The organism is Parabacteroides sp. AM08-6 (assembly GCF_003473295.1).
Lineage (GTDB): Bacteria > Bacteroidota > Bacteroidia > Bacteroidales > Tannerellaceae > Parabacteroides.
Window position 1 is genome coordinate 1 of the sequence record NZ_QRMP01000012.1, and the last position, 19623, is coordinate 19623.

Annotated in this window: 12 protein-coding genes; 7 read left to right on the top strand and 5 right to left on the bottom strand. The window is 43.2% G+C overall.

All coding sequences use genetic code 11. The annotated features are described in order from the left end of the window. Positions 1-389: 389 nt before the first annotated feature. Positions 390-605, bottom strand: a complete 216-nt coding sequence (locus DW103_RS09660) for a hypothetical protein (RefSeq protein ID WP_122275549.1) — start codon at positions 603-605, stop codon at positions 390-392. A gap of 153 nt (positions 606-758) precedes the next feature. Here DW103_RS09660 and dxs point away from each other — a divergent pair, with 153 nt between their 5' ends. The 3 genes from dxs (at position 759) to DW103_RS09675 (ending at position 5592) form a co-directional block, all read left to right on the top strand. After that, positions 759-2723, top strand: coding sequence for a 1-deoxy-D-xylulose-5-phosphate synthase (gene dxs / locus DW103_RS09665; protein WP_122275551.1), 1965 nt, complete (start codon positions 759-761; stop codon positions 2721-2723). Positions 2724-2795: 72 nt separating this feature from the next. After that, complete coding sequence (trkA, locus tag DW103_RS09670; protein ID WP_122275553.1) at positions 2796-4133, top strand: Trk system potassium transporter TrkA; 1338 nt, start codon at positions 2796-2798, stop codon at positions 4131-4133. 4 nt (positions 4134-4137) lie between these two features. Continuing rightward, entirely contained in the window at positions 4138-5592 is a 1455-nt protein-coding gene (locus DW103_RS09675; RefSeq protein ID WP_122275555.1) for a TrkH family potassium uptake protein, read from the top strand. Positions 5593-5627: 35 nt separating this feature from the next. On the opposite strand, the gene DW103_RS09680 is transcribed toward DW103_RS09675, so the two are convergent. Next, positions 5628-6326, bottom strand: coding sequence for a M48 family metallopeptidase (locus tag DW103_RS09680; RefSeq protein WP_122275557.1), 699 nt, complete (start codon positions 6324-6326; stop codon positions 5628-5630). Between the two features lie 100 nt (positions 6327-6426). On the opposite strand from DW103_RS09680, the gene gpmI reads away from it, so the two are divergent. Both gpmI and DW103_RS09690 read left to right on the top strand, forming a co-directional pair. Beyond that, the gene (gpmI, locus tag DW103_RS09685) at positions 6427-7950 is read left to right on the top strand and encodes a 2,3-bisphosphoglycerate-independent phosphoglycerate mutase (RefSeq protein ID WP_122275559.1); all 1524 of its coding nucleotides are present in this window, start codon (positions 6427-6429) and stop codon (positions 7948-7950) included. 65 nt (positions 7951-8015) lie between these two features. Next, the gene (locus tag DW103_RS09690; RefSeq protein WP_122275561.1) at positions 8016-8609 is read left to right on the top strand and encodes a DUF3109 family protein; all 594 of its coding nucleotides are present in this window, start codon (positions 8016-8018) and stop codon (positions 8607-8609) included. Here the strand turns inward: DW103_RS09690 and DW103_RS09695 are convergent. Both DW103_RS09695 and DW103_RS09700 read right to left on the bottom strand, forming a co-directional pair. Then, positions 8606-9574, bottom strand: coding sequence for a GNAT family N-acetyltransferase (locus DW103_RS09695; RefSeq protein ID WP_122275563.1), 969 nt, complete (start codon positions 9572-9574; stop codon positions 8606-8608). The genes DW103_RS09690 and DW103_RS09695 overlap by 4 nt on opposite strands. Positions 9575-9583: 9 nt before the next feature. Then, positions 9584-10411, bottom strand: coding sequence for a 1-acyl-sn-glycerol-3-phosphate acyltransferase (locus tag DW103_RS09700; RefSeq protein ID WP_122275565.1), 828 nt, complete (start codon positions 10409-10411; stop codon positions 9584-9586). Between the two features lie 313 nt (positions 10412-10724). Between DW103_RS09700 and DW103_RS09705 the strand changes: the two genes are divergently transcribed. Both DW103_RS09705 and DW103_RS09710 read left to right on the top strand, forming a co-directional pair. Continuing rightward, on the top strand, positions 10725-12275 hold the full coding sequence (locus tag DW103_RS09705; protein ID WP_122275567.1) for a sensor histidine kinase KdpD: 1551 nt from the start codon (positions 10725-10727) through the stop codon (positions 12273-12275). A gap of 2 nt (positions 12276-12277) precedes the next feature. Further along, positions 12278-13009 carry a response regulator transcription factor gene (locus DW103_RS09710; RefSeq protein WP_122275569.1) on the top strand — a complete coding sequence of 244 codons (732 nt, stop codon included), beginning with the start codon at positions 12278-12280 and terminating at the stop codon, positions 13007-13009. Positions 13010-13247: 238 nt separating this feature from the next. Here the strand turns inward: DW103_RS09710 and DW103_RS09715 are convergent, their stop codons facing one another. Then, a complete protein-coding gene (locus tag DW103_RS09715) occupies positions 13248-18974 on the bottom strand; it encodes a YDG domain-containing protein (protein ID WP_147381198.1) in 5727 nt (1908 codons plus the stop codon). Positions 18975-19623: the final 649 nt, after the last annotated feature.

A 19623-nucleotide genomic window follows, 5' to 3' on the forward strand; every position in this document is an offset into this window, starting at 1 on the left:
AGAGATAGAGAAACTCTGATTTCCGGTTCGGAAGAAATCGAGAAGTTTACACATATAAATTTGATTTAAAGGTAGTTACAGCTACCCTATAAGGTAAAATATTTACCCTATAAGGTAGCTGTTGTTACCTTATAGGGTAGAAATAAGGACACGGACGGACACTACGGACACGGCCACTTTTTAGGATAGGAAAGAGAACAGGGAAAGAAAATAAAGCCTCTTTCAAGTAAAATATAACTTAGTTTCAGATAGCAGCAGGCAAGTATTCCTGATAATTATCGGGGCTATCTTAATGACACATTTCGGAATAAGACAATTGATAAAACGACGGGCAGAACATTCACCGATGTCCGGCACGGTGGCTTCGACATAAAACCTTTGCAAATCGGCTAATTCGAAAAGATAAAAGAATTGGGTAGTATCCACTCGGCATCTATAAACAACCGGTTAAACCGTGTAGCAGTCGTACCGGAATAGGATGGCATATCCTGAAAAGTGGCCGTGTCCGTAGTGGCCGTCCGTGTCCTTATTTCCCGCATACGTCTGATATATTTATCAGTATAACACTGATAATCAAGACACTTCACACCATCTATCCCGTTCATACCGAGTAAATCCGATTGCAACCGAAAACAGCAGATTTTGAAACTTATTATTTAATAGCGTTCCCCCTTTTTATCATTATGCCAAAGAATTGACATACTAAAACTATTTTATCTCCCGTTAATTCTTTACATTTGCCACAAATTTTAGCGGTTATGACAGAATGCAAGGATGAACACATATTAAACACCATTGATTATCCTGAGGACTTACGAAAATTGAGCCCTGATAAATTGGGGGAGGTATGTGCAGAGTTGCGTCAATATATAATAGATATTCTTTCCGAAACCCCCGGACACTTAGGGGCAAGCTTGGGCACAGTGGAACTGACCGTTGCACTGCATTATGTTTTCAACACTCCACACGACCGTATCGTATGGGACGTAGGCCATCAGGCTTACGGGCATAAGATACTGACCGGACGGAGAGAGGCTTTTCATACCCTGCGCAAATTTAAAGGAATCAGCGGTTTTCCAAATCCGGCGGAAAGCCCGTATGACGCTTTTATTGCCGGACATGCGTCTAACTCCATCTCGGCTGCCATGGGTATGTCGGTTGCTTCCGAACTAAAAGGGGAAAAAGACCGTCACGTAATTGCCGTTATCGGCGACGGTGCCATGACCGGAGGACTGGCATTCGAAGGGTTGAATAATGCTTCGGCCAACCCGAACAACCTGCTTATCATACTCAACGACAATGACATGGCTATCGACCAGCCTGTAGGCGGACTAAGCCAATATCTGGTAGATGTCACGACAAGCCAAGCATACAATAAGATGCGTTATGATGTATATCGCGGTCTGCGTAAAATGAAACTTATCAACAATGACCGCCGGGAAAACATCCTACGCTTCAACAATAGCCTGAAAGCATTGCTTACCCAGCAACATAATTTATTCGAAGGCTTCAGCATCCGTTACTTCGGACCGATAGACGGACACGATGTCAACTACATGATAAAGGTGCTGAACGATATAAAAGACCTGCAAGGTCCCAAGCTGTTGCATATCAAAACAAAGAAAGGAAAGGGCTTTAAACCGGCGGAAGAGTCGGCTACGGAATGGCATGCACCCGGACTATTCAATAAGGAGACAGGACAGCGTATCATTGTTCATAAACTGGACGAACCTCAACTTTATCAGGATGTATTCGGCCATACTCTTGTGGAATTGGCAGAACAGGACGAGCGTATCGTGGGTATCACCCCGGCTATGCCCACCGGCTGCTCCATGACCTATATGATGAAAGCATTCCCCAACCGGGCCTTTGATGTAGGAATAGCTGAAGGTCATTCCGTTACATTCTCCGCAGGTTTGGCAAAAGAGGGAATGATACCGTTCTGCAATGTCTATTCATCCTTCATGCAACGGGCTTACGATATGGTTATACATGATGTGGCGATGCAGAAACTACACATGGTGATTTGTCTGGACCGTGCCGGTTTGGTAGGCGAGGACGGTGCTACGCACCATGGGGTATTCGACTTGGCTTATCTGCGTCCGATACCGAACCTGATTATCTCATCGCCGCTGAATGAGTTGGATTTGCGTAACCTGATGTACACCGGATATAAAAAAGATAACGGCCCCTTCATTATTCGTTACCCGCGTGGAAAAGGGGAAATGAAGGACTGGCGAAACGCAATGCAGGAACTGCCTATCGGCAAAGGGAAGAAAATACATGAAGGAAACGATATCGCTGTTTTATCGCTTGGCCCGATAGGGAATGAAGTGATAAAAGCCATTCAGGAAGTAGAAGTTGAAGGAATATCGGTTGCTCATTATGATATGATTTACCTCAAACCGATAGACCAAGAGATATTGCACGAAGCCGGCAAGAAATTCTCACGCATTGTCACCGTAGAAAACGGGGTGATAAGAGGAGGACTGGGTAGTGCTGTCCTGGAATTTATGGCGGACAATGAATATACTTCGCACATAACAAGGATTGGTGTACCCGATACTTTCATCGAGCACGGCCCGATATCCGAACAGTATAAAATATGCGGTATGGATGCAAAAAGTATCGCAAACCAATTGAGAATAGAGTACAGAAAGCTTAACAAAAAAAGTATTCTACCCTCTTCGGAAGGCTCTAAGGAATATGTTATCTTACAGTAAAAGTATTCCTTTCAGACTTGATTTATTATAGAAGAATAAAAAACAAACAATATATTAATCATATCACAAGGTATGAAAATTATTATTGCCGGAGCAGGCGAAGTGGGAACTCATTTAGCGAAAATGTTATCGCAGGAGAAACAGGATATTATCCTGATGGATTCCAATGAGGAACGCTTGAATTTTACAAATTCGAGCATGGAGGTCCTGCCAATGGTTGGAAATCCGACCTCCATCCGCGACCTGGAAGAAGCCGGTATACGAAAAGCGGACCTGTTTGTCAGTGTCACACCTGAAGAAACGACCAATGTAGCAGCCAGTATCCTGGCTTCCAAGCTGGGTGCGCGCAAAACACTTGCCCGTATCAACAATTACGAATATTTACTGCCCAAGAACAGGGACTTGTTCGAAAAGATGGGTATTAACTCCATGATTTACCCGGAAATGCTTGCCGCCAAGGAGATTGTAACGGCTGTACGCCGTCCGTGGACACGTCAATACTGGGAACTGTTCGGAGGTGCCCTAATCCTGATTGGAGTTAAGGTACGCGACAATTCCCGCTTGGTCAACAAACTATTGTCGGAATTGTTGAACGAACAGAAACTCTATCATATTGTTGCCATCAAACGGCAGAACGAAACGATTATTCCACGTGGGACAGACCGGATTGAGTCCGGCGATATAGTATTCTTCACCACGACAAAAAATCATATTGAAGATGTCCGCTTGCACGCCGGGAAAAAAGACCCGGAAGTGAAAAAAGTGTTCATCATGGGAGGTAGCCGTATAGCCATACGCGCCTGCCAGTATTTGCCGAACAATATCCGGGTGAAAGTTTTGGAAACGAACAAAGAAAAGAGTCATCGCATCGCAGAAGTCGTACCGAGCAATGTACTGATTATTAACGGAGACGGACGTGACACGGAACTATTGATGCAGGAAGGCATCAAAGACGCGCAAGCTTTTATCGCCCTGACGGAAAACTCCAGCACCAACATTCTGGCCTGTCTGGCAGCCAAGCGTTCGGGAGTATTCAAAACAATTGCCAAGATAGAAAACATCGATTATATACCACTTGCGGAGAATATGGATATCGGTTCGGTCATCAATAAGAAGTTGATTGCCGCCAGCCATATCTACCAGTTCTTGCTGGATGCGGATGTATCCAACGTGAAATGTCTGACATTTGCCAATGCCGACGTAGCCGAATTGGTAGCACGTCCCGATTCCAAGATTACCCGCAAACAAGTAAAAGACCTGCATCTGCCGAAAGATATGACCTTAGGCGGATTGATACGCGATGGTGAACCGATGATGATTAAAGGAGATACCCACATCCAAGCTTACGACCATGTAGTCGTGTTCTGCCTGGATACGGCAATGAGAAAACTGGAAGATTACTTTAATTAACAGTATGCTGAACATTCGTTTTATAATCAAGATGTTAGGGATAATGTTTATCCTCGAGACATTGTTCATGCTGGCAGCGACAGTCGTTGCTTTCCTTTATAAAGGGGACGACTTGATTCCGTTGTTGCAATCGAGCGGAATTATGTTCGGCACAGGACTTCTGTTTTATGCCATCGGCTTCCGCGCGAATGAATATACAGCCGGACGGCGGGAAGGGATGATGGCGGTTACGCTCACCTGGGTATTCTGTTCGCTACTCGGTATGCTCCCGTTCTATCTGGGGGGATATATAAACAATATCACAGATGCTTTTTTTGAAACGATGTCGGGATTTACAACAACCGGCTCCACTATCTTGAGTGATATAGAAACTCTTCCGCATGGCGTACTATTCTGGCGAAGCTTGACCCAATGGCAGGGAGGTATCGGGATGATAGTGTTCACGGTAGCCCTGATGCCTATCCTGGGAGGAGGTGCGGCACAAATGTTCGACGCGGAGACACCCGGTATCACGCATGAACGTTTCCGGCCTCGCATCGCACAGGTTGCCAAACGGCTATGGGGTATTTATGTTTTCCTGACTATTGTGGTTATCGGACTATTATGGGCCGGGCCTATGAACTTATTTGATGCCGTCAACCATGCTTTAACCACCATGTCGACAGGCGGTTACTCTACCAAAAATGCCAGTATCGCTTACTGGGACTCAGCTTATATCGACTATGTCATAACCGTATTCATGTGTATCGGAGCCACCAACATGACTCTCATCTATCTTTTCTTCAACGGCAAGTTCGGTAAGTTACTGAAAGACGAAGAGACACATTGGTTCTACATATTCGTTATCATCTTCATGTTCATTGTCACCGGATACCTCATGTTGAAGGGACTGGCTCCGGACTTTTCACACGCTTTCCGGCTGGCTTCGTTTCAGGTGGCAACTCTTGTCTCGACTTGCGGGTTCGCAACCACCAATTTCATTCCCTGGGGACCTTTCTTCTGGCTGATAGCCATTATCCTGATGATTGTTTGCGGTTGTGCCGGTTCTACCTGCGGAGGGCTGAAAATGGGACGCTTCATGATACTGACGAAAAACTTACTGAATGAGTTTAAGAAAAGGACACATCCCCATGCAGTTCTACCTGTACGGGTGAACGACCATGTTTTGTCGTCCGATATAGTTTTCAGAGTACTTTCGTTTGCTTTTATTTATATCAGCCTGATTGTTATAGGTTGTTTATTGCTGATGGCGGACGGACTGGGTTTTGAGGAAGCGGTAGGTTCTGCCGTATCAGCCGTCAGCAATACGGGACCGGGATTAGGCAGTGTGGGACCTGCCGGAAACTTCTCCGAATTACCGGATTTCTCCAAATGGCTTTTATCCTTTTTGATGATGACGGGACGTCTGGAAATATTTACGGTCATTACTATTTTGTTACCGGGTTTCTGGAAACAATAAAACAAGTATGTCCTCGCACATACATAAAAATAGACTTACAACATGTGATATTTCTTCAATTCCTTACGCAACATTCCCGCCTTTCCGTCAGTCACTCTATCCATTAGTTTCCAGAAACGGTCACTATGATTCATCTCCACCGTATGACAAAGTTCATGCAAAAGCACATAATCAATCAGATACCAAGGCAAAAGCATCAGCGAAAGAGATAAATTGATGCTTTTCCGAGGCGTACAACTTCCCCAATGGCTCCTGCTGTTAAATATCTTCACCCCCGTACATGTAAAATCATAACGGGAAGCCAATCCCATCAAACGTTCAGGCAAGAGACGGGCCGCTTCATGGCGAAGCGCCTTCTCGATAAATTCTTTCAATAACTTCTGTACACGCTCGTCGGAGAAATCGGTCCGGGTAGGACAGGCGATATGCAGAAGCCCCTCCTCCAACTTCATATAGAAACTCGCCCGGTCGGTACAAAAAATATGGAGACGAAAGGTGGCAGTTTCCATCACTGTCTCTTCCGTCAAAAGAGGACGGGCCGGATGTTTGGCCAAAGCAGCCTGCAATTTCGCCTTGTTTTCACGTATAAAGGCGAGCATACGTAGCTCATCCCCTCCTATAGGCATGATAGCCGTTATGCTGCCTTTCGAAATCTTAAGTGTATAACGGGTAGCACGCGGACTGGTACGAAGGAGGATTACCCCCAACTCTCTGTCGTGTATCGTCTTTTCCATATCGTACACAAAAGTAATACTTTATGAGAAAACAATATACAGCGGAAATGCTTATCTTTGCGGGCGATTAGGGAATTTAATATATTAAACAAATAAAATCATGAGCAAGAAAGCACTTTTACTTATCTGCGACGGCTGGGGAATCGGCGACCGCGGTAAAGATGATGTAATCTACAACACTCCTACTCCTTACTGGGACGAACTGTTGAAAACGTATCCCAACTCACAACTCCAGGCATCCGGTGAGAACGTAGGTTTGCCCGACGGACAGATGGGTAACTCGGAAGTTGGCCACCTGAATATAGGGGCCGGCCGTATTGTTTACCAAGACTTGGTAAAAATCAACATTGCCTGCCGTCAGAATACGATTATGGAAAATCCCGAAATCAAACGTGCTTACAGCTACGCAAAAGAAAACGACAAGCAAATCCACTTCATGGGACTTGTTTCCGACGGTGGTGTCCACAGCTCACTTGAGCATTTGATGAAACTGACCGACATCGCTAAGGAATACGGTATCAGCAAGGCATACGTTCACTGTTTCATGGACGGCCGCGATACAGACCCGAAAAGCGGTAAAGGCTTTATCGAACAACTGGAAAATCACCTGAAAACCACAGGGGGAAAAATCGCATCCGTCATAGGACGCTATTACGCCATGGACCGCGACAAACGCTGGGAACGCGTGAAAGAGGCTTACGACCTGTTGGTTGACGGCAAGGGCAAAGCTGCCGAATGTATGGTAAAAGCAATGGAAGAATCGTATGCCGAAGGCGTAACGGACGAATTTATCAAACCGATTGTCCACGTTGAAAACGGCAAACCGGTTGCCACCATCCAGGAAGGCGATGTCGTTATCTTCTTCAACTATCGTAACGACCGTGCCAAAGAACTCACAGTAGTCCTGACGCAACAGGACATGCCGGAAGCAGGCATGCACACAATACCGGGCTTGCAATATTTCTGCATGACTCCGTACGACGCAAGTTTCAAAGGTGTTCATATCCTGTTCGACAAAGAAAACGTTGAAAACACATTAGGAGAATTCCTGGCTGCCGTCGGTAAAACACAGCTGCATATCGCCGAAACAGAAAAGTATGCACACGTAACTTTCTTTTTCAATGGCGGACGTGAAACCCCTTACGAAGCAGAAGACCGTATCCTGGTTCCGTCTCCGAAAGTAGCGACTTACGACCTGAAACCGGAAATGAGCGCATTCGAAGTGAAAGACAAACTAGTCGAGGCAATCGGCTCTAAGAAATATGATTTCATCGTTTGCAATTACGCAAACGGCGATATGGTAGGCCATACCGGTGTGTACAAAGCAATCGAAAAGGCCGTCATAACTATCGACGCTTGTCTGCATGATACCGTAGAAGCTGCAAAAGCCAACGACTACGAAGTCATCATCATCGCCGACCATGGGAATGCCGACCACGCATTGAACGAAGACGGTACGCCCAACACGGCCCACTCGCTGAACCCTGTACCCTTCGTTTACGTGACGGAAAACAAGGATGCCAAAGTAGAAAACGGTATCCTGGCAGACGTTGCTCCTTCCATCCTCCATATCATAGGCTTGAAGCAACCGAAGGAAATGACAGGACATTCGCTGATTAAATAATCTTAGTTATAAATAAAGAGGTTGTGCCTTCAAACACCGGCACAACCTCTTTTGTATCCCCTTATATGTTTCAAATAGACAAAACATTGGTCAGCCTCGATGTACTCGAACGCTACTTCATTTGCGACCTTGCACATTGTAAAGGAGCCTGTTGCGTGGAAGGCGACTCCGGAGCTCCGCTTCTGAAAAAGGAAATAGCCGAACTGCAAAAAGCGCTGCCCGTCATCTGGGACGACCTTTCGCCCAAAGCACAAGAAATCATCAATAAACAAGGTGTCGCCTATATAGACCAGGAAGGAGACATCGTCACCTCCATCGTCGACGGGAAAGACTGCGTATTCACCTGTTACGATGCCGACGGTACTTGCAAATGCGCTATCGAAAAGGCGTATCGCGCAGGAAAACTCTCTTTCTACAAGCCTGTATCCTGCCATCTATATCCGATACGGGTTACCGAATACGACACTTTCAGCGCCGTAAACTACAATCGCTGGAAAATATGCAAAGCCGCCGAAATACTTGGGAAGAAAGAACAAGTGCCCCTCTACAAGTTCCTGAAAGAACCGCTTATCCGCCGTTTCGGCAATAAATGGTACCAATCACTCGAAGAGGTAGCCCGGGAATGGGAAAAACAAAAGAATGAAGATAATCCGGATTAGCTATCTGTCTTCCGGATTAAATCCGGAGATTGACCTTCCTCATTCAAATAAGTTTCAATATGACGTTTCTTCTTGTCTTCCAAAATCTCGTTGATGGCAATCAGGATGCCGGTTTCCTCCACTTCCCCAAACTCATGGTTGATGGCTGTACCGAATACGCGCATTTTGGGAGAAAGACTCATATAGGCATTGACTAAAGGAGGAACATTGATACCGAATTTACGGACTTCCTGGTTCAACACCTTATAATTATCCTTGAAGTTATCATATTTGAACAAAGCTTTCATCTTTTCCTGATCCGTATTCGTCTCCAGCGGGTAAACAGGAGTAATCAGCTTTTCAGGGTCAGGAAAATGCTTGCTAAGGAAATACAATATCAGATTACGGGCTTCAGGATTGTAAGTATTGTACATCGTCACCTTCCCGAAATAATATTGTAAGCTTGGGTCTACGACAGAAAGAGCTCCCAGGCCGTCCCATAAATTATCCAAGACAAACAGCCCTTTGGAACCGCTACGGGTAGATTGGTATTCGAGCGTCACAAACGAACGGCCCAGCTCGACCGTATAAGGCAGATATTCCTTATTGAACTTTTCAGAGAAATTAAACAGATGAGAGGTTGCGAGAATAGGTTTGCCATTCTTATCGAATTTCACGTCCGACCCGCAAAGGAAACGATAACCGCCCAATATCTGCTCATCTTCGGGACTCCATACAATCAATTGCCGGTAAGCATCATCCATCGTATCGTACTCATCTATATCGACAGGAAATCCCGTACCCCCGCCATAATAACGAAAGGCTATTTCACGGAGACGTCCTATCTCTTGCATCACGTTCGGAGCGTCGTGAGCAGTAACGATATATATTTCATTATTTGACTTGTTCGTCCTCCGGAGCTTTTTATCCTTTGTCAGTTCGGCCTTCAGGAGAGCCCGGTCAATCGGTTTAATAATGTCTTGCATATAAAATAGTTATTGTTTCCTGAGATTATAAACGATGCCTTTTACCCATTCGGCCCATTCTCCCGGCTTTTTACTGTTGTCGAACGTTTGCCAGGGGATAGTTTTTCCGAAATAGATACGGAACGTTTTATGTTTACATCGGAACATTTCGTCCGGCAAGTAAATCATTTCATAATTCATCTTGATGCCCAAAGCTTTCCGCAAATTGGCCAGACGATAAAAGAAATTCGAATTGCAACCATCGAAATAGACCGGCACAATGTCCCGCTTATATTCCACGGCTTTCTGTATAAACGACTTTTTCCATTCGGTATCCTGTATAACCCCGTGCACCTTACGCGAGCAAAGTCCCGCGGGGAAAGTGACAATCTGATTATCCGAAGCATACGCCTCTTCTATCAGTTGTGCGTTCTTCTTCCCTTGTGCGCCATGTTTATTAATAGGTACGAAAATGGATTTGAGATTCGAAAGATATAAAAGCAGGTCGTTCACCAGATAACGGATACGTCCTCCGAAACGTCCTCCAATGACAGCGGAAAGACAAATTCCGTCCAAACCTCCCAGCGGATGATTGGAAGCAAAGATATAACGCCCCTCCTGAGGAATGTTTTCCTCATCGACCAATTCGAGCGTCAGGTCAAAATAACCGATAAGTTCCTGCATAAATGCAACACCGTCCTTATCATGGTAACGCCGTAATATATCATTCAGTTCATCCTGATGAACAGTACGTATCAGATAGTCTACTACAAACCCGGGTATCTTTTTGGCAGCCGAAGGTGCCTTTTGTTGCAATACTTGCCGGATGTCTATCTGTGTTATACTTTCTTGCATCATTTCTATCGCTCTTATGCGAGAACAAAGATATAGCTAATAATTAAATCTCGGCACTTTCAAGAAAATATTTTACCCCCCCGACACAACAAATTACCCGACAACACTGTTTATATATATCGATATCAGACAGCTAACGACAGGTAATTGTATCAGGCACAGGCTTAATACATTAATTTAAAAATAGATAGGTAGTTATGACAGACACCCGGATAAACTATTTTTAATATATCAACCCTTGTATTTTTACCTTTTTTGTGTAAATATTAAATTAAAAGACACGTTATTTGTTCTGTTAAAAAGAGAGATTATTGATATGAGGAAGTCTACGATTTGGTTGCTTGCGGTGGTGATGGCTTTTGCCTTCGCCGGTTTACTCTTTTTACAAGTAAAATATGTAAGTATCATACTCAAGAAAAGTAGCGAACAGTTTAACGAAACGGTAAGACGAGGATTGCACCAGGTTTCTAAAACCTTGGAGCTTGAAGAGACACGTAAATATCTGGAAGAAGAGCTCAACCGTGATGAAGCGAACAACTATTTATACCAGAATGAGCAGAGTAGCCAAAGTCTGACAACGGAAGAACAATACAACTACCAATATTATACAGACTCGAACGGTGCAGTTCATAAAATAGAAATGCAGGAGAGCATCACGACGCATAAAATAGGACCGCTTACTTCATTAAGTAAAAAAGCCGCTGCCAACAGTATTGTCAGCACTTCAAAAGATTTACAGAAAGCATTGAAACAGCGTTTCCAATACCAGAAAGGGTTGATTGACGAACTTACCCTCAGCATTTTATATACCGCCAATCTTAAGCCCATCGAGGAGCGGATAGATTTTAAAAAGCTAAATAATTACTTAAAAGCAGAATTTATTAACAGTGGATTGAACCTGCCGTTCATCTTTTCTGTTATTAACAAAGACGGAAACGTAGTGTACCAGAGCGGAGACATACCACCTGTATCAGATGTGATTATGCAGGTTTTGTTTCCCGGAGATCCTCCTTCCAAGCTGAATTACCTCCGGGTATATTTCCCGACGAAAGGAGATTATATTTCAAATTCTGTAACATTTATTGTACCGTCGATACTCTTCTCGCTGATACTATTGGTAACATTTATTTTTACCATTTATATCGTATTCCGCCAGAAGAAATTATCGGAAATGAAAAATGACTTTATCAATAATATGACACACGAACTTAAAACACCGGTATCGACCATCTCATTGGCAGCCCAGATGTTGAAAGACTCGGATATCACAAAAAGCCCGGATGTGTTCAAACATATCTCCGGCGTGATAAACGATGAAACAAAACGGCTGGGCTTCCTGGTGGAAAAAGTTCTGCAAATGTCACTGTTCGAACGACAGAAAGCAACTCTGAAGCTGAAGGAAGTCGACGCAAACGACCTGTTGGCCAACGTAGCCAATACTTTCGCACTGAAAGTAGAAAAATATGATGGAACGATAGACATCGATTTGCAAGCTGAAAACACGGACATCTATGTGGACGAAATGCATATTACAAACGTACTGTTCAACCTCTTGGACAATGCCGTAAAATATCGCAGGCCGGACGTACCTCTCACGCTGATGTGCCGCACTTGGAACGAGAATGGCAAATTATTGATATCGATTGAAGATAACGGTATCGGAATCAAGAAGGAATACCTCAAAAAGGTATTCGACCGCTTCTTCCGCGTACCGACGGGCAACGTACACGACGTGAAAGGGTTCGGTCTCGGACTTGCTTACGTTCGTAAGATAGTGGAAGACCACAAAGGCTCTATCCGGGCTGAAGGTGGTGCTGATAATGTAGGAACGAAATTTATTATTACTTTACCTCTTATAAAAAGTTAGTTATGGAAGAAAAACTAAAAATCTTCTTTTGCGAAGACGATGAAAACCTGGGTATGCTATTAAGAGAATACTTACAGGCTAAAGGTTATGTAACAGACCTCTTCTCTGATGGAGAAGCCGGTTACAAAGGTTTCACCAAAGGCAAATACGACCTTTGTGTATTAGACGTGATGATGCCGAAAAAAGACGGCTTTACACTGGCACAGGAAATTCGCTCTATCAATCCTGACATTCCTGTTATTTTCCTTACTGCAAAGACAATGAAGGAAGATATCCTGGAAGGTTTCAAGATTGGTGCCGATGATTATTTGACAAAACCTTTCAGCATGGAAGAATTGCTGCTCCGTATCGAAGCCATCCTTCGCCGTGTGAAAGGCAAGAAAATGAAAGATATTCCTTTCTATAAGTTAGGAAATTTCTTGTTCGATACACAGAAACAGACATTGTCTATCGGTGACAAGGTTACAAAACTGACTACAAAAGAATGCGAATTGCTGAGTCTTCTTTGTGCTCATGCAAATGAAATTCTGGAACGTAATTATGCACTGAAAACAATTTGGGTAGACGACAACTACTTCAATGCCCGTAGTATGGACGTGTATATCACCAAACTTCGTAAATTGTTGAAAGACGATCCGGGTATTGAAATCATCAATATTCATGGCAAGGGCTACAAACTGATTACTCCTTCCGGAGAAGAAGCTGCCCGCGAAGAAGGTATCCAGGTATTATAAAAAAATACTTCCGGGGTATCTTTAAACCCAAAAGCCCTCTTGTCCTTTGCGGCAAGAGGGTTTTTGTTGTTTATAAACAAATAGAGAGAGACCGGTCATTTCACCGGCAGGTTCCTTTCGTCCAATATCCTTTTTCCGTAATTCATCCTTGCTTGCATATAAAAGAAGGGCGTACCAAAAATTTGGCACGCCCTCTTCCTTTCCTAAACTTTAATCCTGAAAAGTTGCGTAAACAGGATTAGAATACACCGACTTTGCTGGTAACAACCTTACCGGCGCTTATCAGTTTCACTACATAAACACCCGGAGTTGCCGGTATTTGTTTCTGACCGCTTATGCGGTTATTGTAAATTGTTTTACCTTCCATGCTGACAATTACAACCTGCATTTCAGCCATCGGTTCGATATAGATGTATCCTTCTTTCGCATACACCCGTGAATCAGCCAATGCTTCTTCAATGCCTGTAGGAGCTTCCACACTCACTTTACAAGTAGCTGTGAAGTTCGGATTGTCGTTTGAAGTGGCTGTGATTGTAGCTTTGCCTGCTTTCAGGGCAGTCACCTTACCATCGGCATCCACGCTTGCGATTGTCGGGTCGCTGCTGCTCCAACTTACACTCGTGTCGTCGGCATTTGCCGGAGTAACGGTAGCCACGAGCGTGAATGATTCGCCGACAGCCAATGTCTTAGCCGTTACATCCAAAGTAACGCCTGTTGCCTCAACTGGCGGATTAACAACAGGAGGAACGCTGCTGCTCTTATTTACCTGATTGGAAGTGTAGACAACAGAATAATTGTCTGTATCGCCACCCGTCACATAAAAGACAACAGGAGAAGTTCCGGATTGAGCAACATCAGGGTTATAAGCAAGTGTCGCATTATTCACCTTTACATCCGCACCTGTTTGGCTAATCACAAATTTAGTTCCACTCACTACATTTTCCTTCGTTGTCGCACTTGCCGGCAGAGTAGCTACAAAGGTAGACTTCAGGATGGCAGCAGACGTCGGCTTATCCGTTGATAATTCGTAATTGCCTTCGCCCATCAATTGAACAGGATTACTTTCCACCAGAGTAGCACCGACGTTAGCAGTCTTGAATGCCACCTTTACCGGTACGATATCGCCGGAAATCAAACCTTCGGCCGTATAATCCGTTACATTGGAGGACACTGCGCTACCATCGTAATACTTATTAATCGTAGTAATCTTCAACACTTTCTTAGCAATAGAACCAGCCAATGTTGTGTTCAGCTTATAATTGTTTGCTTCGCTACCGGTCAGGATTAATGCCTGTGAAGGATTGATTGCATTTGCTTTTACACCGGCTTCATTGAAGTTGAATGTAACGTCTTCCTGATTCAATGCCACATCGACACCGCTAAGTTCAGTACCACCTGTAGCAGCTGTCATCAATTTGATGGAGCCTGTAGTCTGTGTCTTGCCATCATAAGTCTTACTCATATCAGCAACGGCATAGAGGTCGGCCGGAGTGATATTCATAAGAGCTACTTGAGTACCATCTTTTTTTACGATAGCAACTTTACCGGTTCCGACAATTGTTGCTGTTGCACCGGAAATACTTATAATACCCGGAGTGGTAGAAATATAATCAGCAACAGATAAATCAAAAGTACGCCCCTTTGTATACGGGATAGTCTTGACATCTTTTGCTGTAGTACTCCAGAAGTTGTTATCAACAGCTTTTGTCATAGCAAGAGAAGTAACCTGATTTAGAGGCTTCACATCCACTTGATTCAAACTGCTCCATGTTTCTCCTGATGTGCTCGTAACTGTCGCACGTCCTGTTCCATCTACTCCAGAGACTGTCAAATCCGTCCAACCGGCAGAATCAACCAACAAAGCTGTAGGCATACCCGAGAACTTAACAACGATAGCAACCGGGGTTCCTTTATTGATTGTAAGTGTTGCATCCTTACCTACCTGCAAGTCGTAGTTCGGGCATAAAGCCGGATTGACAGTCAGATGCAGTTTGCCTTCGGCTGTTTCCGTAACATCTAATGAACCGGAATAAGCCATGGACAAAGTTTCACCATTCTTTGACAAAGCCTCCTCAGGTGTAAATCCAAATTCATATTTCGTATAAAGGTCATTCCAATTGCGTGTGGCATCTTCTACTTTTATGGTAAGCGGAGCCTTCTCAATCACACCTTTCAGGCCTGTCGGCTGGATTAAGGTATAGTTGTCAGCAGCATCACCTTCCAGCGAAAGAACAGGAAGGATGATATCCTGTGTACCGGCATTCTTTCCACTGAAGCTAAATGCGAAATCCTTCACTTTAACATCATCACCGGTTTCCACTCCATTTAATGTCAGTTTGGAAGCTAACTTATCAATTCCGTTAGTCGTACCATTATACTCCCTTTTTATATCTCCGGCTGTTATCGGATTGACAGTAATCGGTTTCCGAGTGATTTCAATCGTTTTCTTAGCTGTAGCAGCCGCGTAAGTTCCATCTTTTGCGCGGGATACGGTCAAGACAACCTTACCGACACCGTTTGCAATCAGTTTACCATCTTGGATTTCTGCAATATCGGAATCTTCCAACTCATAAGCATACTCACCTGTCGCAGCCGTTTCAGAGCTGGAAGCACCTAAAGTAATAGAACTTCCATAAACAACTGTAGGCAATACGCTTTCAGCAAAAGAGATATTCTGCGGTTTCAGACTGTTGATAACGACATCAAGAGCTGCGCTTTCACCTGTCAAGTCGTTAATCGTTGCTTTTGCTTTAATTTTATAAGTAGCATCAGTAGTAGAGGGGATGATACCGGCAATTGTTGCGGTGTATAAACCGTCAGCCAAAACACCATCCTCAGAAGCATTCGAATCATTATTGTACAGGAAAGTAACCTTCAGTTTCTTTGCTTCAGCCAATTTAGCGGTATCAGTTCCCCCTAAATCAGTCAATTTAGCGGTCAGTTTGATATCACGTGTATCGCCATTTGTTACGACTTCCGCACTTACCAGCTCGATAGTAGGAGCAATTGCCTTTACAGTCAGTTTTCCTTGTTTATAAGTAATCGCATAATTCGGATTACTCAGACCGTAAGGAGTAATCGCATACTCACCTTCCGGAGAAGTGCTTGTTGCTGCACAATCGAACTTCAAGGTTCCATTCAGTTTGTCACCTTTTAAATCTGAGGAATAATCCGCTACTGTAAATGTACGTTCCTCACCGTAATTACTACTAGCAATTGTGTTGGCGGTGATAGTTATTGCCTTCGGCCATACACTATCCGTTACGAATGTAATCGGAGCCAAGGTATAGTAATCAGCTGAGTCACCGGACAAAGTGGCTGTTACTTTTACAGGTTTTTTACCTCCGGCATTGGCATCGGCTAATACACCACTGAAACCGTTAGCTAAATCAAGATTTGTAGCATCCGGACCTAACTTACCGGCAAACTTCAATGTGCCTTTAGTCAATGTCACATTTGTTGTACCATTATATTCTCTGGCTTCTGCTGTTAAACCTTCCACCAAAGTAACCGTACGTTTGTTAATCTTCAGAGATTGAGTGTTAGACTTTTCTTTACTGTTCGCAACAGTCAAACTGATTTTAACAGTTCCCGGTTTCTTAATTTTCAGTACATTATCAGAGATTTCCGCTTTGTCACTACCCTCTGCAATCGTAGCCTTTACACCTTCCTGGTTGAACGCCAATGCTATCGGTGCCGTACCAAATACTACACTATCCGGTAAGTTGGTGATAGCGGCAAGCAATACGGTGGATTTTACATCTCCTTCCAGCGAAGCATCCCCTTCTAAGGTATGACCGTCATTGAAAATCCAGGTTTTACCAGTAGCTACCACAAAGTTCTTAACTACATTCCCCTCCCAGTTTTGGAAAGCAGCAATTTTTACATTTGCCCCCGTAACCTGTAGGTTAGCATTTTCCAAACCGGAACTGATATATACATTTTCATTATTAGCGTTAAAAGTATAAGTAGCTTTACCGGATACGTAAGCTTTGTAAGATTTATGATCTTTGGAATTCTCCCAATTCTTAACAGCTCCCAGGTAAGTGATACAGTTGTTACCAAAAGTACATTTATCATCGAATGTCATCGTAATATCTTTCACCGTACCCCGGTTGATAGATGCGATTTCTGCTTTATCCTTAAAAGTACAGCCCTTAAGAGTAGCCGTAACCACATCCGAACGGCCGTTACTTCCGGTACCATAAAGGCCACCGATAATTGCTTCGTCGATAGTTGCTTCTACATTCTTGGAATAAGAATATCCCTGTCCGCCCCCTAAAGCGATAGTTCCATACGTACCACCTGTCAGCGAGATTGTAGTTTTCGGAATACTGTTCACAGAAGCATCAAATTCGGTATCCAACGTATTGCCTGTTTCTCCTGAATCGTAGCCACCGCCCATAATCCAAGCGTTGGAAGCATTTGCATCTTTTGCCGTAATCTTAGCTTCTCCGCCGATTTTGGATTTATACATACCGCCGGCAGCCAGAATATTCGTAACTGTACCTTTATTAATCGTAATAGCAACATCTCCTGCTACATTGGCTGTATAGTTTTCAGTCTTTTTCGAACCGAAGCCACCTCCGTAAATGTTTTTAACCGTACCACCATTCATGGTAATAGAGGTTGAACCAGATATATCTTTCTTATAGCTACCGCCATAAACAGTCAGTGTCTCATCATAATCTTCAGAACCAATCTTAACACCCTTTTCGCTACCGCTACGAGCTTCAAGCGAAATAGGCTTCCCGTCTGCGAAGTACATATTCCATAACTGGGCTTTGTTTGTACCTGTTCCTTGCGGAGTCAATGTCGCACCATCAGTAGACAGCAAACCATTATAGAAGTTCCAGATTTTTTTCTCTCCGATTGTAAATGCCTTGACACCTTCTGCATCAGCAGTTTTCTTCTTAAAAGGTTCCACTGAAGCTTTTGCTCCCGTCAAGTTTACATTTGCAGCATCAAGTCCTTGTCCAATCCGAACAAGAGGAGCATTTCCATTAAAGGTATAAGAAACTGTTCCGGTAACATTCGGAATGACTCTCCCATCCGTATCACTATCAGCCCAACCTTCTACAGCACCAACAAAAGCTTTTATACCTGTATCAAAAGTACAACTATTGAAAGTTAGGTTAACATCTCCTACCCGGCCACGATTTAATGTTGCTATTTCCTCACTAATCGAACAATTATTTACCTGAACATCGACTTTATCCGAACGGCCGTTAGAAGCAATTCCATACAAAGTAGCAATCTTAACATCATTAAGTTCTACAGTTGTTGACTTGGAATAAGAATAACCCTGTCCACCTCCACAACCGATATATCCGGTGATTTCACCACTCGTCATCGTAAACTTAGTCGATTTCACGCGGTTTACAGAGTTAGCATATTCCGTATCAATCGTATTCTTTTTAGTAGCTCCGGCTTCAAATCCTCCCATGAAAGGATAAGCAATAGAAACATCGCCACTTACTTCAATAACAACATCTTCAGATTGAGCATAATACAAACCGCCGGCAACCAATAAATTGGTGATACTGCCGCCTGTAATCGTAATCTTAGTTGGTCCTGTCACATTAGCATACGTCGACTCGTCCTTTGTCGCACCTGCCGCTACTAATTCTCCATTACCCCCGCCATAAAGATTTCGAAGAACTCCTCCGGTCATCGTGATAGTCGATTGTGTGACAGGAAGATTTTTTTTACCGCCATAAAGAATGACTATAGAACCATCCTCGAAAGAAAGAGGATCTTCACCTTCACATTCAATAGTGACTCCCTCAGCCCCATTAGCTTTAACTGTTACCGGATTTCCATTTGCATAAACAACTTCACGCTGGTCATTACCAGTTCCTGTCGTTTCATGAGTCATTTTAGGATTTGTGTTGTCTGCACGTAGCCACCCCACACTCGTTACCGTCATAAAGACAGATAACAACATAAGTAATCTTTTCTTCATAATCAAATAATTAAAATATTAATAGTAAGTCAATTATACCCCATACTTAAAATCAATTATACCCCATACTTAAAATTTCGCATATTCACGCCCGGTAGCTCTTACAATTCATAATCAATAATTCATCAACAAAAGTTAACTGGTGTGTCTTTTCGTATAATGACTAAAATAAACGAACGTTTTTTTTAGTCATTTGCTCGCCACAAAAATCAACATTAATTTTCATATACCCAAATTTTTTTGCAATAAAAAACTAATTAATTATCAGCTACTAAGCCCGATTATATAAAAAAATCGCTCCAAAGCCTTATTTTATCTGAAAATGACTAAATAAAACGTTCGTTTATTTTAGTCATTTTTTTTGCTAACAAAAGAAGAACCCATAAGCCTTAGTTATAAAAATACTTATACTTTTTAGCAAAAACACTTACGTTTTTTTGCTAAAAGACTTAGATTTCTTTCCAAATGTATTTTCACAAATTGATTTTCAACAGCAACCCTGAAAGTGTCAAAAGTGCCAAAAGTGCCAATAATGCCAATAATGCCATATAGTATTTTCAATAATGCATTATATAGATTAATCACTGATAATATGATACTTACCACACAAATAATATTAATAGGAAGAGAATATTCCTAAACTCCCTCG

Excerpts from the sequence above, each read along its gene's own strand:
- DW103_RS09660 (WP_122275549.1), bottom strand. The coding sequence starts at position 605 with ATGAACGGGATAGATGGTGTGAAGTGTCTTGATTATCAGTGTTATACT.
- dxs (WP_122275551.1), top strand. The coding sequence starts at position 759 with ATGACAGAATGCAAGGATGAACACATATTAAACACCATTGATTATCCT.
- trkA (WP_122275553.1), top strand. The coding sequence starts at position 2,796 with ATGAAAATTATTATTGCCGGAGCAGGCGAAGTGGGAACTCATTTAGCG.
- DW103_RS09675 (WP_122275555.1), top strand. The coding sequence starts at position 4,138 with ATGCTGAACATTCGTTTTATAATCAAGATGTTAGGGATAATGTTTATC.
- DW103_RS09680 (WP_122275557.1), bottom strand. The coding sequence starts at position 6,326 with ATGGAAAAGACGATACACGACAGAGAGTTGGGGGTAATCCTCCTTCGT.
- gpmI (WP_122275559.1), top strand. The coding sequence starts at position 6,427 with ATGAGCAAGAAAGCACTTTTACTTATCTGCGACGGCTGGGGAATCGGC.
- DW103_RS09690 (WP_122275561.1), top strand. The coding sequence starts at position 8,016 with ATGTTTCAAATAGACAAAACATTGGTCAGCCTCGATGTACTCGAACGC.
- DW103_RS09695 (WP_122275563.1), bottom strand. The coding sequence starts at position 9,574 with ATGCAAGACATTATTAAACCGATTGACCGGGCTCTCCTGAAGGCCGAA.
- DW103_RS09700 (WP_122275565.1), bottom strand. The coding sequence starts at position 10,411 with ATGATGCAAGAAAGTATAACACAGATAGACATCCGGCAAGTATTGCAA.
- DW103_RS09705 (WP_122275567.1), top strand. The coding sequence starts at position 10,725 with ATGAGGAAGTCTACGATTTGGTTGCTTGCGGTGGTGATGGCTTTTGCC.
- DW103_RS09710 (WP_122275569.1), top strand. The coding sequence starts at position 12,278 with ATGGAAGAAAAACTAAAAATCTTCTTTTGCGAAGACGATGAAAACCTG.
- DW103_RS09715 (WP_147381198.1), bottom strand. The coding sequence starts at position 18,974 with ATGAAGAAAAGATTACTTATGTTGTTATCTGTCTTTATGACGGTAACG.